We start from the raw sequence: 16,706 nt of genomic DNA, 5'->3' as shown, positions 1-16,706 counted from the left end.
ATGAAGTTTGATTTTACTCCATCCATTTAAGGCTATTATAATCTTCAATTTTTATACGTTTTCCAGTTGCAGAAATTAAACCTTCTTTTTTGAATTGCGAGAGTATTCTTATAGCTGATTCTGTAGCTGTACCCACGATACTTGCATAATCTTCACGAGATAATATAATACTTAAATAGCCATCTTCATCGGTACCAAAATCATCGTGAATGTACATGAGTATCTCTGCCATTCTGCGCTTCACAGACTTTTGCGCCATATTTACTAAGGACTCATCAGAATCTTTTAAATCGTTTGCCATTTCCCTTAAAACATCCATGGTAAACTTTGGGTTTTTAGACAAATCGTTCATGATCTCGCTCTTAGGTATAAAGCACATTTCCATGTCATTAAGCGCTATAGCACTTAAATTGGTTTTCTGTTCTGAGACTAATGAGCGTTTACCTAATAAGCCACCTTTAACTACTAATTTTACGACTTGGTCTTTTCCGTTTTCACTTAACTTAGAAAGTTTACAGACACCATCCTTGACACAATACACACCATTTATAGTTTCACCTTCTTCAAAAATGACTTGACCTTTTCTGTAGATTTTACCAGTTTTGCATGCAGAAACACGCATCAACTCTTCTCTAGTTAAAGATTTTAAAGAATTAAATTCCTTAATAATGCACGATTCACATTTACTCATACCTACTTTTTAGCTATTATCTCAAAGATACTAATTACATGACAAATATCATATTTTAAAACGAGCTTATATGTCACCTTTGTTACAGGTATAAATGAGCAAATAAAAATGCAAAACAACACTTGTTTTCATTGTGGTGATGGCTGTGGCAATCACACTATTAGATATCAAGAGAAGTCCTTTTGTTGTAATGGCTGTAAAACTGTTTTCGAAATTTTTAACGAAAATGATTTAACTTGTTACTACGATTTACAGAGCTCACCAGGTGCCATTCCAAAAGAAATAGAGGGTAAATACGATTTTCTATCACAGCAAAATATAATTGAAAAACTTACCGAATTTAGAAGTGATAGCATAGAAATCACTACGCTCTATATTCCTCATATCCATTGCAGCTCTTGTATTTGGATACTCGAAAACCTAAACAAACTCAATCCAAAAATTTCAGATTCCCAGGTCAACTTTGGAAAGAAAACGGTTAGGGTAACTTATAACCCTGAAGCAACCGACTTAAAGTCTATTGTCTTATTGTTAAGCTCTATAGGTTATGAGCCATATATTAGCTTAGACGATTTTAAATCAGGAAAAAAACACATTAACAGAACCTTAATCTATAAACTCGGAGTAGCTGGATTTGGATTTGGTAATATTATGTTTCTATCCTTTCCTGAATATTTTGAGGTCAATGAATTTTGGTTAGAGCAATATAAACCGCTATTTAGGTGGTTAATGTTTGTGCTTACTGTACCAGTGGTATTTTATTCAGCTCAAGACTATTTTATTTCAGCATATAAAGGCTTAAAAGCGAAGTTATTGAATATCGATGTACCTATCGCTCTTGGGGTTTCCGTGCTGTTTATTAGAAGTACTATTGAGATTATGTTGGACCTTGGTTCTGGTTTTTTCGATAGTTTGGCTGGGTTGGTATTCTTCTTATTGGTTGGAAAGTTCTTTCAACAAAAAACCTATGATTTCTTATCCTTTGAGCGTGATTACAAATCATACTTTCCGATTGCAATCACTAAAATTGATAAGAATGGTAATGAGAATTCCATTCAAGTTTACGATATAAAAAAAGGAGATCGACTCTTGATCAGAAATGAAGAATTGATTCCTGTGGACGGCATCCTCATTAATGGCAAAGCTAAAATAGATTACAGTTTTGTTACAGGTGAATCGCAGACCGTATCCAAACACTCTGGGGATAAGTTATTCGCTGGCGGCAAACAAACAGCAGGTGTTATTGAACTTGAAGCGATCAAATCTGTTGAACAAAGTTACCTCACGCAACTTTGGAGCAATGATGTCTTCAACAAGAATAAAGAAGATGGTTTTACAACAATTACCAACAACATTAGTAAACACTTCACTATTGCGATTTTAACAATTGCAGCTATAGCAACAACATTTTGGTTATTCACAGATGCCAGTAAGGCTTTAAACGTGTTTACGGCAGTACTAATTATTGCGTGTCCTTGTGCCATTGCCTTATCTGCTCCATTTACGTTTGGCAATTTATTGCGGATTTTTGGAAAGCTTAAATTCTATATTAAGAATGCCTGTGTGATTGAACAATTAGCCCAAATCAATACGATTATTTTCGACAAAACGGGAACGATCACCTCCAATAAAAATTGCAATGCGGAATATGATGGTGAATCTTTGTCGGATTCCGAAAGTTTAGTGCTCAAGAATTCGCTTCGTGGTTCCAACCATCCTTTAAGCAGAACACTTTACAGCATTCTAGACGAACATAATATTATAAGTCTCGATAGGTTTGATGAGCATATTGGCAAAGGTATTGAAGCGGGACATGAGGATGTGAACTTAAGGATTGGTTCGGCAAGCTTTGTTGGCAATCTAGAAAATACATCTGTCCTAAATACAACCGTCCATATTAGTAGTAATAATGTATATAAGGGCAAGTTCACTTTTTATAATAGCTATAGAAAAGGGGTTTCAAAATTATTCAACCAACTTAAAGAGCAATTTGACTTAGTAATTCTCTCTGGTGACAATGAAGGCGAACGCGAGAATCTAAAAAAACTATTGCCATCTAAGACCAAATTAATATTTAACCAAAAACCAGAGGATAAGTTAGAGTTTATCAAATACCACCAGTCGGAAGGTGCCAAAGTGTTAATGATAGGTGATGGTTTAAACGATGCTGGCGCTTTAGCACAAAGCGATGTTGGTATTGCAATATCAGAAGACGTAAATGTTTTTTCACCAGCTTGCGATGCCATATTGGATGCCACTAAATTCAAGGAATTGTATCCGTATATCAAAGCTTCGAAATCGGCCATAAAGATTATAAAATGGAGCTTCCTGCTTTCATTCATCTATAATATTATTGGTTTATACTTTGCAGTTACCGGTCATTTAGCACCGGTCGTTGCAGCTATATTAATGCCATTGAGTTCTATAAGTATTGTAGTATTTACAACGGTTTGTACTAATATTTTGGGTCGACGATTGAAATAAATAAATCAACATGATAAATGTCATGTTTTAAAAAAAGGTTCAACAGTAAATTTGAACCATAACTTCAAACAGGTATGAGTGTTATATATATTTTATTAACGGTTAGCGTCATTGTTGGCGTAGCTTTCTTTTTCATATTTATCGCGGCGGTAAAGTCTGGTCAATACGATGATAGCTATACACCATCAGTGCGCATGCTTTTTGAAGATGAACTAGTGAAATCAGAAACTGAACAATCAACACATACTAAAACTGACTAATTTTTTTCATATGGAAATGCAACAATTCTATTACGATAATAAAATCGTTAAAAAATTCCTTTACGCAACCATACTTTGGGGAGTTGTTGGGATGCTTGTAGGTCTTATTCTGGCCTTTATGTTTTTATTCCCAAATATGACCGATGGTGTATCATGGTTAAGTTTTGGACGATTAAGACCGCTACACACTAACGCAGTAATCTTTGCTTTTGTTGGTAATGCCATTTTTGCCGGAGTTTATTACTCATTACAACGTCTGCTAAAAGCTAGAATGTTCAGTGACCTTTTGAGTAATTTTAATTTCTGGGCTTGGCAATTGCTTATTGTCGGCGCTGCAATTACTTTACCGTTAGGTTATACTACCTCAAAAGAATATGCGGAGCTAGAATGGCCTTTTGATATTGCCATTGCACTTATATGGGTAGCTTTTGGTATTAATATGATTGGAACGATTTTAAAACGTCGTCAACGTCACTTGTATGTCGCTATTTGGTTCTATCTCGCAACTTTTGTTACGGTTGCAGTGCTTCATATTTTTAATAGTTTAGAATTACCTGTAAGTAGTTTAAAAAGCTACTCGGTTTATGCAGGTGTACAAGATGCCTTAGTGCAATGGTGGTATGGACACAATGCCGTTGCATTTTTCTTAACAACACCTTTCCTTGGCTTAATGTACTATTTCGTACCAAAAGCAGCTAATAGACCTGTTTATTCCTACAGGCTATCTATAGTACATTTCTGGTCATTAATCTTTATATACATCTGGGCGGGACCTCACCATTTATTATATACGGCATTGCCAGAATGGGCACAGCATTTAGGTGTTGCTTTCTCTGTAATGTTAATTGCGCCTTCTTGGGGAGGTATGATAAATGGTCTATTAACCTTACGTGGTGCTTGGGACAAAGTACGTACAGATCCTGTTTTAAAATTCATGGTTGTAGCCATAACAGGTTATGGTATGGCAACATTTGAAGGACCTATGCTATCCCTTAAAAATGTCAACGCCATTGCGCACTTTACCGATTGGATTATTGCGCACGTACATGTTGGCGCACTGGCATGGAATGGATTCTTGGCGTTTGGTATGATTTACTGGTTAATACCAAGGTTATTCAAAACTAAATTACACTCTGTTGGCTTGGCTAACGTCCATTTTTGGATAGGCACTTTGGGTATTATCTTATATGCATTGCCAATGTACGTCGCTGGTTTCACTCAAGCCAGTATGTGGAAACAATTTAGACCAGACGGTAACTTATTTTACGGTAACTTTTTAGAGACCGTAACCGAAATAATGCCAATGTACTGGATGAGAGCCATTGGAGGTACACTCTACATTACTGGTATGCTAATTCTGGTTTATAATGTTATCATGACCGTAGTAAGATCTAATTCTAAAGTCACGGATGAACTGGCAGAAGCACCAGCGTTACAGAGAGTATCTAAACGTAGAGTTGCCGGAGAGGGATGGCACACTTGGTTAGAACGTAAGCCTGTATTATTAACGATATATGCAACTGTAGCCATCTTAATTGGAGGTATCGTTCAGATTATCCCAACGATAGTTGTTAAATCCAATATTCCAACCATAAGTAGTGTACAACCTTATACACCATTAGAATTAGAGGGACGTGACCTGTACATTAGAGAGGGTTGTGTTGGCTGTCATTCACAAATGGTTCGTCCATTTAGAAGTGAGGTAGAACGTTATGGCGAATATTCCAAGGCAGGTGAATTTGTTTATGACCATCCTTTCCTTTGGGGAAGTAAAAGAACTGGTCCAGATTTACATCGTGTTGGTGGTAAGTATTTAGATTCATGGCACTTTAAACATATGTATGATCCACAACAGATGTCTACAGGTTCTATAATGCCTGCATATCAGTGGCTAATCAGAGATGAACTAGATAAATCAATGACAGAAAAGAAGATGGAAGTTATGGTATCACTAGGTGTTCCTTATACCGAAGAGGAGATAGCAAACGCTCAGGATTTAATGAATGTACAATCAGAAGCCATTGTAAAAAGTCTTGTAGAGGATCCTGATTTAGCAGAATCTTTCGAAAGAAATAAACAAGAAGCTTTAGCTGCTGGTGAAGATTATGTTGAAATGAAAGACAGAGAAATCATTGCTCTAATTGCATATTTGCAACGATTAGGAACAGATATAAAGGTGAAAGATATAGCTAAAGAAACCGCTCAAAACCAATAATATTATGCTAAAATTTGTAAAAAATCACATGGAAAGTATCACTGGTATAGAAATCTATCCTTTGATATCGCTACTTATATTCTTTGTCTTTTTTATAGCCTTATTTTATTGGGTCATAACAGCGAAAAAAGAATACATCACTACTGTTAGTAATTTACCATTAGATAATCAAAACGATACATTATCATGAAACCTGCATCAATATTTTCAGTCTTTATTATTAATGGGCGTGCAGGTTACATTTGTCCGCTTAAAAAAATTAAAACATCTATCAAATGAGACATTTAATTCCATCATACATAAGAGTGCCTGTCGTGTTTTTAGCCATAGTAGGTCTCGTAGAATACTTTATCGAATCTGGTGATCAGCCTGCATTTATGGAGCAGCCAGTCGTCCTTTTGTTCTTGCTATTAGTGCTGCTTGTACTTCTAGCTATTGAGGGCATCGTGGGCTCAATGGATAATATCTTATATCAAAGTTTAGACGAAGAAGCCAAGGCAAGATATGATGCAAAAAAAGCAGCACCATCTAAATTAGCCGAATGGATTAGTAACACCTACAAAAAACTGGTTGGTAGTAAACCTATTGAGGACGAGGGTGAAATTATTTTAGACCATAATTATGACGGCATTAAAGAATTAGACAACAATTTGCCACCATGGTGGGTATATAGTTTCTATTTAACCATAATATTTGGTGTTGTGTATATGATCCGTTACCATGTTTTGAATGCCGATGGCCAATTTACAGAATACGAAATAGAATATGCCGAAGCCAATAAAGCCATTGAAGAATACAAGAAAAATGCAAAAAATCTTGTGGATGCAAATACTGTTGAAATTCTGACTGAAGCATCTGACTTAAATGCGGGAAAAGCTATTTATGAAGGTAAATGTGTTGTTTGCCATAGAAATGATGGTGGCGGTGGAATTGGACCAAACCTAACGGACGAATATTGGATTTTAGGTGGTGGTATTAAAAATGTCTTTAGAACAATCTCTGAAGGTGGTCGTGATGGTAAAGGTATGGTGTCATGGAAAAAAGAAGGGCTAACACCACTGGAAATGGCACAAGTTGCCAGTTATGTTTTAGAATTTCAAGGCACGGTACCAGGTGATGGTGCTAAAAAAGCTGAAGGTGAAATTTGGGTAGACGAATCTGCTACTGAAACTGAGTCTGATGCTATTGACGAAAACACAGAAGAAGAATCAATGGAAGATACTGTTAAGACCGAGGAAGCTACTTCTGTAGTCTCAAATGACTAAACGCACCAACAAGTAAATAGTAAACTGTTCCAAAATGGAAACGCCATCAAACGAAGTTTTTAGAGATTCCATTGGCACCATCGATGAAGAAGGTAAACGCAATTGGATATTTCCTAAAAAACCTGCAGGTTATTTTTACGAAAAGCGAAAACTAGTAAGCTATATATTATTAGCCTTTCTATTTGCTGCGCCTTTCGTGAAGATTAATGGCAACCAGTTCCTATTATTTAATGTTTTAGAACGACGATTCAATATATTCAGTTTTCCTTTCTGGCCGCAAGACTTCCATTTGTTTGTGATTTCCATGATAATTGGTGTTGTATTCATCACACTATTCACAGTAGGATTCGGTCGGATATTCTGTGGCTGGATTTGTCCACAGACCATCTTTATGGAAATGGTATTTAGACGCATTGAATATTGGATTGATGGTGACAGAAATAAGCAAATGCGCCTAAAACGACAAAAATGGGATGCCGAAAAAATAAGAAAGCGTCTTTTAAAATGGTTTATCTTTTTAGTAGTATCATTTTTAATTGCCAATGTCTTCTTAGCGTATTTAATAGGTGGTGACGAACTATTGAACTATATAACGGATGGACCATTTGAGCATATGGGTACTTTAATCCCTTTACTCATTTTTACAGGAGTCTTCTACTTTGTTTTTGCTTGGTTTAGGGAACAAGTATGCATCATAGCCTGTCCTTATGGACGTTTGCAAGGTGTACTCTTAGATACGAAGTCCATTGTTGTTGCCTATGACCATAAACGAGGAGAAGGGGAAAGTGGAAGAAAAAAGTTTAGAAAAAACGAAGATAGAGCTGCTCTTGGCCATGGTGATTGTATAGATTGCTTTCAGTGCGTACATGTATGTCCAACAGGCATCGATATAAGAAACGGTACTCAACTAGAGTGCGTAAATTGCACAGCTTGTATTGATGAGTGTGACACTATTATGGAAAAGATCAATCTTCCTAAAGGATTAATCCGATATGCTAGTGAAGAAAATATAAAAAAGAAAACACCTTTCAAACTTACCGCTAGAATGAAAGGTTATATTGCCGTATTGGTTATTTTAATTGGGGTCTTGGCCGGAATGCTTGCACTAAGAAATGATGTCGAAGCACGCATTTTAAGATTACCTGGTCAATCCTATGAGCAAAAAGAGAACAATATAATTAGTAATGTATATACCTATAAACTCGTAAATAAGACCGCCAACAGTATTGAAAATGTGAGTTTTAAAATAAGAGGTGCTGAGGGTGAAATAAAACTAGTCTCAGTAACAGACGAATTTAAAATTGAAGCTCAAGGCATAGCAGAAGGTACATTGTTCATAGAAATGAAGCAAAGCAATTTATCTGCCGATAAAAATAAACTAAGAATAGATGTTTATAGTCATGATGAGCTAATTGAAACGACTACCGTTGGCTTTTTAGGGCCAAGGAACTATAACTAATAAAGAATCAATAATAAGATCCTGAAACAACACTTCGACACGCTCAGTGCAACAGTTCAGGATGACAAAATATTTTGATATGAAAATTAATTGGGGAACAGCAATCATCATAGCATTTGTAGGCTTTATTGGCTTTATCTTGTACTTTGTTATTAGCATGGCTACGGATGACAAGTACAATCATGATCTAGTGGTTGAAGATTACTATCAACAAGAGTTGAAGTTTCAAAAAGATATTGACAAGGAAACCAACTCCAAATCATTAGAGGCTAATTTATCATGGAAAAAAACTAAGGATGGTATTGTCATTGAATTCCCAAAAGATTTAGACATCAAAGCTATTGAAGGCAAAGTGTTCCTATACAGACCATCTAATAAACACCTAGATCTCGAAATGCCAATTTCGTTGTCTAGTCGCAATTTGCTCATACCTGACAAGCGTTTGTTAGATGGTCGATGGAACATTAAAATAGACTGGACATACAAAGGAAATTCCTATCTCTACAAAAAGGAAATAATGTATTAATATGTTAATCTCTGCTTTCATATTAGGTCTATTAGGAAGTTTGCATTGTGTTGGTATGTGCGGACCAATCGCCTTTATGTTACCAGTCGATCGTTCAAATAGCTTTAAAAAAGTAAGTCAAATCAGTATCTATCACTTTGGCAGATTATTGGCTTATAGCATCATCGGATTGGTATTTGGATTGGTTGGCAGGAGTCTTTACATCTTTGGCATTCAACAACAATTATCTATTGCCATAGGTATACTCATGATTCTTTTGGTGCTCATTCCATACAAAACCTTAGGAAAGTATAATTTATCCAAACCACTAAATAAGATCATCTCCAAAGTAAAGTCCAATCTTGGGCAAGCGCTAAAGAAAAAGACCGCTGACACCTTTTTAACCATTGGGTTCTTAAATGGATTTTTACCTTGTGGCTTAGTCTATATGGCTGTTTTCGGTGCCGTGGCTACTGGAAGTTTAGTTCAAGGTAGTTTTTATATGATACTGTTTGGTATAGGTACCATACCATTAATGACCTCAGCTATATACTTAGGTAAATTTTTAAATCAAGCCATTAAACAACGTATCCAAAAAGCCATTCCTGTATTCGTAATCATTATTGGAGTGTTGTTCATTCTTCGTGGTTTGGGGTTGGGTATTCCTTACCTCTCACCTGCTCCAATAGTTGAAATGGCTTCTAGTGCTATTGAGTGTCATTAATGTTAATTATATTTAGATTTAAATTTGTAACATGTCTAACATCAATCAGCCTAGCAATGATATTAAAGGTATCATTAGGACAATGACTGTTATTCACTACGCCTTTTGTGCTTCAATTTTAATTTTTGGACTAATAATATTCTACTCAGTAGAACGTGTAAGTATCAATTTTGCAGATACTGAAGATTTATTTTTTTATTTAGTGCCGTTTTTAGCAATTATGGGTGCAGTAGTAGGTCGATTTTTATTTCAGAATAATCTTAAAAATATTCATGAAAAACCAACATTAAAAGAGAAACTAGGATCGTACCAATCGGCCATATTGATCAGAACAGCAATGATTGAAGGTCCTGGATTTTTAGGAATAGTAGCTTTTATGATTACCGGTAATCAACTATTTCTAATTATTTCTGCCGTGTTACTAGTGTATTTATTTTTATTGAGACCGACCACATCTACTATTATAGAAGACTTAAATCTCAAAACTGAAGAGGAACGAGAATTTAGGAAAGCTATGACATAAAAAAACGCCAAAGACATCAATCTATGGCGTTTTATCTTGACATTAAACAACACTAACTAACAAACGTCAAGAACTATATTTTAAAAGTCATTACAGGTAATGTTGAATGATTAGCAATGTCTTCAGAAATACTACCTTCAAAGAAATGTGCTAGACCCTTTCTGCCATGTGTAGCAACTGCGATCAAATCTGCACCAATAACATTGGCAAAATTCAAAATACCCTTTTCAATAGAATAATCAGACACGACGTGTACGTTCCCTAGGTTATTTAGGTTGCCGTCAGCTTTCTTAAGAAATAGGGATACACGTTTGTCAATTTCCAAAGAACTTCTAAAGTTACCGTCTGGTGAGTTAACATAAACCAAATGCATCTTAGCACCTATCTTTTTAAAAGTTGCTCTTGCATTAAGGTAAGGTGTAATGGCCTCTTCAGAAAAATCACTTGCAAAGACGCCGTTTTCAAAATCCAAAAGAATTGGGTTATGTTTTATAACCAAAACAGGTATGTCTGCATGACGGACCACTTTCTCAGTATTAGATCCTACCAAAACTTCCTTAACACCACTTACACCATGTGAACCCATAACTATAAGATTTGCATGATGCTGGTTAGCGATATCATTCACTTCACTCCACACCTTAAAATGTTTTACTATAGGTGTGATTTTAATTCCTTCTAAAAATGGTTTCTCTAAAAACTTCTCAAACTTTTGCTCGGCAAGTTTTAAGTAAAAAACAGCTTCTTCATTAAGGGATTCATTATCTGCGGTTATGATAGCATTCGATAGTTCCAGCATGTGCAAGACAATAAGCTCAGAGTCATACTTCTTGGCAATACTAGCTGCAGCTTCTAAAGCATATTCTGAATGTTCAGAAAAGTCTACAGGTACTATAATTTTTTTCATTTTAATTGTTTTAAATGGTCATTGAAAATAATTGCGTATCTGGCTTTTTGCGCTGCAATAACAAATCAAAAGCCATGCATATATTCCTTATAAAAGGTTTCCCTTTTTCAGTTACGGTCAATAGTTTAGTTTCAAACTTAATTAAACCGTCTTGTTCAAATTCTTTTAGTTGTATGAGGACTTCAGGTAATTCATCAAAAGTCATTTCAATATCAGACCAGCTGGTTTTGAAATGGCACATAAGATTAAGGATATGCTTTCTAATCTTGAGGTCTTCCTTATTTAGAATATGTCCTCGATACACTGGTATCATACCTTGTTCCACGAGATGATAATAATCCTCAATAGATTTTACATTCTGGGCAAAACCATACCAACTATCGCTAATAGATGATGCTCCCAAACCAATCATGGCTTGAGTCTTGGATGCTGTATAACCCATAAAGTTACGATGTAAAGTTTCTGCTTTCATCGCTTTGTACAATGAATCATTTTTAAGTGCAAAATGGTCCATACCAATCTCCACATAACCTGCACTTTCAAGCTGTCTTTTACCAGTTTCGTATTGCCGACGCTTAGATTCAGCAGATGGCAAATCATCATCCTTAAATCCGCGTTGCCCATTTCCTTTTATCCAAGGCACATGCGCATAACTATAAAAGGCTATGCGATCTGGCATTAATTCCTTTGTCTTTTCAATGGTTTCAATGACATCCGTCTCAGTTTGAAATGGTAGCCCGAAAATAATATCATGACCCACTGAAGTGTAACCGATACCACGCGCCCATTCCGTAACTTTCTTAACATTTTCGAAAGGTTGAATACGATTTATAGCACGTTGCACCTTAATATTGTAATCCTGAACTCCAAAACTTACACGTCTAAATCCAAAATCGAAAAAGGTTTGTAAATGTGCCTTAGTCGTATTATTAGGATGACCTTCAAAACTAAACTCATAACTTTCAACAATATCAGACGCCCTCAACAGTTCAGTGATTAGAAATCTTAAGTTCTCTGGTGAGAAAAAGGTAGGTGTCCCTCCTCCAATATGTAATTCCTTTATTTTAGGTTTTGCACCTAATAATTTACGGTATAAACTCCATTCCTTTAAAAGTGCCTTTATATAGGGCAACTCAACCTCATGACGTTTGGTAATGCGCTTGTGGCATCCACAGAACGTACAGAGACTTTCACAATACGGCAAGTGCAAGTAGAGACTCAATCCTTCAAGGTCATTGGATTCATTAAAAGCCCGTTTCAACGAATCTTTCCACCGTTGCAGGGAAAACGAGTTCATATCCCAATATGGAACCGTAGGATAACTAGTATAACGTGGGCCAGCCACGTTGTATTTATGTATTAAAGATTGGCACATCTGCATTTATTATAACTCAAAATTAATGGTAAGCCTCGGCAAAAAATATGATATTTGTCATACAAATACCTAAACCACATATAAATGCTGAAAAGCGAGCCCTTTGAAGTTTCACTAGCAGACAAACAAAGTATTGTGCTGCCAGAGGCTCCAATCAAAGAATTTATTACAAATAATCATAAGCGGATAAACGTAAAAGCGACATTTGAAAGGAAATCGATTGACTTTTATGCCGCGTTAAAGAAAGAGAAGACTGGACTATTCCGCATCTACTTTAGTAAGGCAAAACAAAAAGAACTCGGTGTATTTATGAATGATTATTTTGAACTTCAGGTGTTTGAAGATACCTCAAAATATGGTGTCGACATGTCCGAAGAGCTTGAAGCTGTTTTACTAAGTGATTATGAAGCTTATACTATATTCGAGAGTTTGACGCCTGGGCGACAACGAAGTATTATTTACACCATCTCTCGCTACAAATCACCACAAATGCGTGTTGATAAGGCTTTGTTGCTTATTGAAAATTTGAAACGTGGTATTACTGATCAGAAGCTTTGGTTGAAAAAGCATTAAACACTGCTTGCAGAAGCGCTGTGATATCCTTAACTTTACTAAAAACTAAAATTACCGATCATGAAAAACTTGAAACTTGTGGCCATAGTATTTGTTTTAGTACTTGGAACGTCTTGTAAAAACGATAAAAAAGAAAACACCGAAACTAAGGAAACCGAAGTTGAAGAAGTTGTAAAAGAAGTATCAACTGAAAAAAAGTTGATGATTACTTTATCTCCTAAAAGCGATAGTAATGCTGAAGGTGCTGTAACTTTTAAAGAAAAAGATGGTATTGTTAGCATGACAGCAAACATAACTGCTTTGAGCGAGGGCGAACATGCTATACACATACATGAAAAAGCAGATTGTACGTCACCTGATGGAAAATCTTCTGGAGGACATTGGAATCCTACTGCTCAACCTCATGGAAAATGGGGTGCAGAAACTGGTTATCACAAAGGCGATATCGGTAATTTTAAAGTTGGCGAAGATGGACAAGGTATTGTCACAATAACCACTGATGAATGGTGTATTGGTTGTGGAGATGACACCAAGGATATTTTAGGGAAAGCAATTATTGTTCATCAAGGTTCAGACGACTTTACATCACAACCCTCTGGTGCTGCTGGCAGTAGAATAAGCTGTGGTGGTATTATAGAATAACCTCAAGATTATAACATACGCCTAAAACCATCATCTATATTGATGGTTTTTATTTATAGAATGTAATAATAGATTTTACGACCAGTTCTTGTGCTTTGCTAAAAGTAAACAAGAATTAGAAGTTAACATTTAAGAATCTCTAACTAATAAACTATAGCATTTATGCAAAGAATTGTTCTATTACTCCTCTTAGTAACCACCTCGCATTTCTCGCAATCAAAAACGGATTTATCCTACTATTTACCGCAAGATGTAACATACGACAGCAACATACCAACTCCAAAAAGTATTGTTGGTCACGAAGTTGGTGAATGGCACATTACTCATGACAAGCTCGTGCAGTACATGTATGCTTTGGCTAAAGCATCTGATAGAATTACAATTGAAGATAGGGGAAAAACTTTTGAGGATAGACCTTTACTACTTCTAAAGATCACATCACTTGAAAATCACAAAAACTTGGATGCCATTCAAGCTGCACATGTTCAAGCTACAGAAACTAACACTAGTGATATTAGCGAAAGGCCTATTGTCGTTTATCAAGGGTTTTCCATCCATGGTAACGAGCCAAGTGGTTCTAATGCTGCTCTAGTAGCGGCATACTATTTAGCTGCTGCACAAGGACCGAAAATAGATGATTTACTTAAAAATGCTGTTATCCTTTTCGATCCGTCTTTTAATCCAGATGGATTGCAACGTTTTGCTTATTGGGCGAATACTAATAGAGGTATGAATCTTAATGCAGATCCCAACGACAGAGAATATAGTGAGGTATGGCCAGGTGGACGTACTAACCACTACTGGTTTGATATGAATAGGGATTGGCTACCCGTGCAGCTTCCAGAGTCTAGGGCAAGAATTGAAACCTTTCATAACTGGATGCCAAACATACTTACCGACCATCATGAAATGGGCACTAATGCTAGTTTCTTTTTTCAGCCTGGAATTCCATCGCGAACTCATCCGTTAACACCTAAAATGAATCAGGAATTAACTAAAGGTATTGCAGAATATCACGCCAAAGCATTTGATAAAATTGGCTCTTTGTATTATTCCGAAGAAAGCTTTGATGATTTTTACTATGGTAAAGGATCTACATTTCCAGATATTAATGGAAGTATAGGAATTTTATTTGAACAAGCCAGTTCTCGAGGGCATATTCAAGAAAGCGATAATGGTATCTTAACGTTCCCTTTTACGATTAGAAATCAATTTACAGCGGTATTGTCCACGCTTGAAGCGGCAAATGGAATGCGAAATACAATCTTGGAATATCAACAAGATTTCTTTAAAAACGCCAGAAACGAAGCTGCTAAAAATGGTAACAAAGCCATTGTTTTTGGAGATGAAAAAGATGCTGCTAAAACCTATCACCTTGCTGAAATATTAAATAGACATCGTATTAAATTTCACGATATAAAAACAGACTTCTCTGTGAATGGGAAAGACTACAAAAAGGGCTACAGCTATATTGTTCCAAAAAACCAAAAGAATACGCGATTAATTAATGCCATGTTCGAAAAACGAACAACATTTCAAGATAGCTTGTTCTACGATATTTCTGCATGGACCTTTCCTTTAGCGTTTAATTTAGATTACGCTGAGACCACAACTGCGAATGCAGGAGATGAAGTCAAGGATTTAAAACCTCAAAATGGAGGCGTTGCCTCAAAAAGTGAATATGCTTACCTATTTGAATGGCACGAATATTATGCTCCAAAACTTCTAAATAAGATTTTGAAGAAAGGGCTTCGAGCTAAAGTAAGTATGAAGACATTTAAAGCCAATGGCAAATCGTATGATTACGGGACCATTTTGATTCCTGCTAAAAATCAAAAGATTTCAACTTCAGAAATATATACTTTTTTGAATGATTTAGCCCAAGATAGTCATATCAAGATTGACGCCGTTTCGACAGGCTTAAATGATGGCATCGACTTAGGAAGCCGCAACTTTAGAGCGGTGGAATTGCCAAAAATAGCGTTGTTGGTTGGTGATGGTATGACATCTTACGATGCAGGTGAAATTTGGCACTTACTGGATACTCGTTACGATATTATTGCCACAAAGCTTGATACGAAACGATTCAGTAGAGCAGACTTAAGCAGATATAATACCATAATAATGGTAAATTCTTCATCTGGATTAAATGAAAACAATACCAAGAAGCTAAAATCTTGGATTCAAAATGGTGGCACATTAGTAGCTTATCGTAATGCTTTGCGTTGGTTGAATTCTAAAGAGTTAATGAAAATAGACTTTAAAAAGAACGATCTTACGGCAAAGAACATAACGTATGAGCAGCGAGGAGATTATAGAGGCGCACAAGTTATTGGAGGTGCTATCTTCGAAACGAAGATAGACCGTTCGCATCCTATAAATTTTGGTTATAAGAATGATAAATTACCCATGTTTAGAAATACGACGCTATTTATAAAGCCAGATAAAAATAGCTACAATAATCCTATTCAATACACAAAAAATCCGCTATTAAGTGGTTACATTTCTGAAGAAAACCTAGATAGTTTAAGTCTATCGATTCCTTTAAAAATTGGTGGTATCGGTCGTGGCAATATTGTTGCATTTACAGACAATACCAACTTTAGAGCGTTTTGGTATGGCACGAATAGGTTATTGATGAATGCGATTTTCTTTCGGGATGAGATGTAAGTGATTAGTGATTTTATGAAATAAAATTGTATCGAGAATTCTTAGTTATTGCAATTATGAAACTTGAGTACCATTCTTGACCTTGGCTTCTGGGTGTAATAGAAAAACATCGTCTTCTTTTACGGCACCCATAACCAAACATTCGCTCATGAAATTGGCTATTTGCTTTTTAGGAAAGTTGACTACTGCAATAATCTGTCGATTTAATAGATCTTTCTTTTTATAAAGTGTTGTGATTTGTGCTGAAGATTTTTTAATACCCAAGTCACCAAAATCAATGGCAAGCTGATATGCTGGTTTTTTAGCATTCGGAAAATCATTGACCTCAATAATGGTCCCAACGCGTAAATCTACCTTTGTAAAGTCTTCAAATGTTATTATCTTTTCCATATTTAAAAATTCAACTTAACTGT

16 protein-coding genes are annotated in these 16,706 nt (G+C 35.9%); 12 read left to right on the top strand and 4 right to left on the bottom strand.

Going from position 1 to position 16,706, the window contains the following annotated elements:
* Window positions 1-13 precede the first annotated feature (13 nt).
* Window positions 14-691: a Crp/Fnr family transcriptional regulator gene (locus tag H7F21_RS12010; protein WP_185789532.1), complete on the bottom strand. Its 678-nt coding sequence runs from the start codon at window positions 689-691 to the stop codon at window positions 14-16.
* Between the two features lie 108 nt (window positions 692-799).
* On the opposite strand from H7F21_RS12010, the gene H7F21_RS12005 reads away from it, so the two are divergent.
* The 9 genes from H7F21_RS12005 to H7F21_RS11965 all read left to right on the top strand — a co-directional run bounded on the left by H7F21_RS12005 (window position 800) and on the right by H7F21_RS11965 (window position 10,126).
* Window positions 800-3,175, top strand: a complete 2,376-nt coding sequence (locus H7F21_RS12005; RefSeq protein WP_185789531.1) for a heavy metal translocating P-type ATPase — start codon at window positions 800-802, stop codon at window positions 3,173-3,175.
* Window positions 3,176-3,249: 74 nt separating this feature from the next.
* A complete protein-coding gene (ccoS, locus tag H7F21_RS12000) occupies window positions 3,250-3,435 on the top strand; it encodes a cbb3-type cytochrome oxidase assembly protein CcoS (RefSeq protein WP_185789530.1) in 186 nt (61 codons plus the stop codon).
* Between the two features lie 10 nt (window positions 3,436-3,445).
* Window positions 3,446-5,650, top strand: a complete 2,205-nt coding sequence (gene ccoN / locus H7F21_RS11995; protein ID WP_185789529.1) for a cytochrome-c oxidase, cbb3-type subunit I — start codon at window positions 3,446-3,448, stop codon at window positions 5,648-5,650.
* Window positions 5,651-5,654: 4 nt separating this feature from the next.
* Window positions 5,655-5,840: a CcoQ/FixQ family Cbb3-type cytochrome c oxidase assembly chaperone gene (locus H7F21_RS11990; protein WP_185789528.1), complete on the top strand. Its 186-nt coding sequence runs from the start codon at window positions 5,655-5,657 to the stop codon at window positions 5,838-5,840.
* A gap of 85 nt (window positions 5,841-5,925) precedes the next feature.
* On the top strand, window positions 5,926-6,915 hold the full coding sequence (locus tag H7F21_RS11985; protein WP_185789527.1) for a cbb3-type cytochrome c oxidase N-terminal domain-containing protein: 990 nt from the start codon (window positions 5,926-5,928) through the stop codon (window positions 6,913-6,915).
* A 34-nt stretch (window positions 6,916-6,949) separates the two neighbouring features.
* Window positions 6,950-8,374: a cytochrome c oxidase accessory protein CcoG gene (gene ccoG / locus H7F21_RS11980; protein WP_185789526.1), complete on the top strand. Its 1,425-nt coding sequence runs from the start codon at window positions 6,950-6,952 to the stop codon at window positions 8,372-8,374.
* Between the two features lie 79 nt (window positions 8,375-8,453).
* Window positions 8,454-8,900 (top strand): FixH family protein, encoded by a 447-nt coding sequence (locus tag H7F21_RS11975; protein ID WP_185789664.1) that lies wholly within the window; start codon window positions 8,454-8,456, stop codon window positions 8,898-8,900.
* A gap of 1 nt (window position 8,901) precedes the next feature.
* Window positions 8,902-9,603 carry a sulfite exporter TauE/SafE family protein gene (locus H7F21_RS11970; RefSeq protein WP_185789525.1) on the top strand — a complete coding sequence of 234 codons (702 nt, stop codon included), beginning with the start codon at window positions 8,902-8,904 and terminating at the stop codon, window positions 9,601-9,603.
* 31 nt (window positions 9,604-9,634) lie between these two features.
* Entirely contained in the window at window positions 9,635-10,126 is a 492-nt protein-coding gene (locus H7F21_RS11965; protein ID WP_185789524.1) for a hypothetical protein, read from the top strand.
* Window positions 10,127-10,199: 73 nt separating this feature from the next.
* On the opposite strand, the gene H7F21_RS11960 is transcribed toward H7F21_RS11965, so the two are convergent.
* Both H7F21_RS11960 and hemN read right to left on the bottom strand, forming a co-directional pair.
* Window positions 10,200-11,033 carry a universal stress protein gene (locus H7F21_RS11960; protein ID WP_185789523.1) on the bottom strand — a complete coding sequence of 278 codons (834 nt, stop codon included), beginning with the start codon at window positions 11,031-11,033 and terminating at the stop codon, window positions 10,200-10,202.
* A 10-nt stretch (window positions 11,034-11,043) separates the two neighbouring features.
* Window positions 11,044-12,408: an oxygen-independent coproporphyrinogen III oxidase gene (gene hemN / locus H7F21_RS11955; RefSeq protein WP_185789522.1), complete on the bottom strand. Its 1,365-nt coding sequence runs from the start codon at window positions 12,406-12,408 to the stop codon at window positions 11,044-11,046.
* A gap of 84 nt (window positions 12,409-12,492) precedes the next feature.
* On the opposite strand from hemN, the gene H7F21_RS11950 reads away from it, so the two are divergent.
* The 3 genes from H7F21_RS11950 (at window position 12,493) to H7F21_RS11940 (ending at window position 16,293) form a co-directional block, all read left to right on the top strand.
* Window positions 12,493-12,981: a YdeI/OmpD-associated family protein gene (locus H7F21_RS11950; protein WP_246431470.1), complete on the top strand. Its 489-nt coding sequence runs from the start codon at window positions 12,493-12,495 to the stop codon at window positions 12,979-12,981.
* Window positions 12,982-13,041: 60 nt separating this feature from the next.
* Entirely contained in the window at window positions 13,042-13,623 is a 582-nt protein-coding gene (locus tag H7F21_RS11945) for a superoxide dismutase family protein (RefSeq protein WP_185789521.1), read from the top strand.
* A 162-nt stretch (window positions 13,624-13,785) separates the two neighbouring features.
* The gene (locus tag H7F21_RS11940; protein ID WP_185789520.1) at window positions 13,786-16,293 is read left to right on the top strand and encodes a M14 family zinc carboxypeptidase; all 2,508 of its coding nucleotides are present in this window, start codon (window positions 13,786-13,788) and stop codon (window positions 16,291-16,293) included.
* 54 nt (window positions 16,294-16,347) lie between these two features.
* Here H7F21_RS11940 and H7F21_RS11935 read toward each other — a convergent pair whose 3' ends face one another.
* Window positions 16,348-16,683, bottom strand: coding sequence for a tRNA-binding protein (locus H7F21_RS11935; RefSeq protein ID WP_185789519.1), 336 nt, complete (start codon window positions 16,681-16,683; stop codon window positions 16,348-16,350).
* Between the last annotated feature and the right edge of the window lie 23 nt (window positions 16,684-16,706).

The organism is Winogradskyella flava, from assembly GCF_014243395.1.
GTDB classification, from domain to species: Bacteria; Bacteroidota; Bacteroidia; order Flavobacteriales; family Flavobacteriaceae; genus Winogradskyella; species Winogradskyella flava.
Note: the sequence above shows the minus strand (reverse complement) of the source record. Positions and strands in the feature narration are given on the sequence as shown.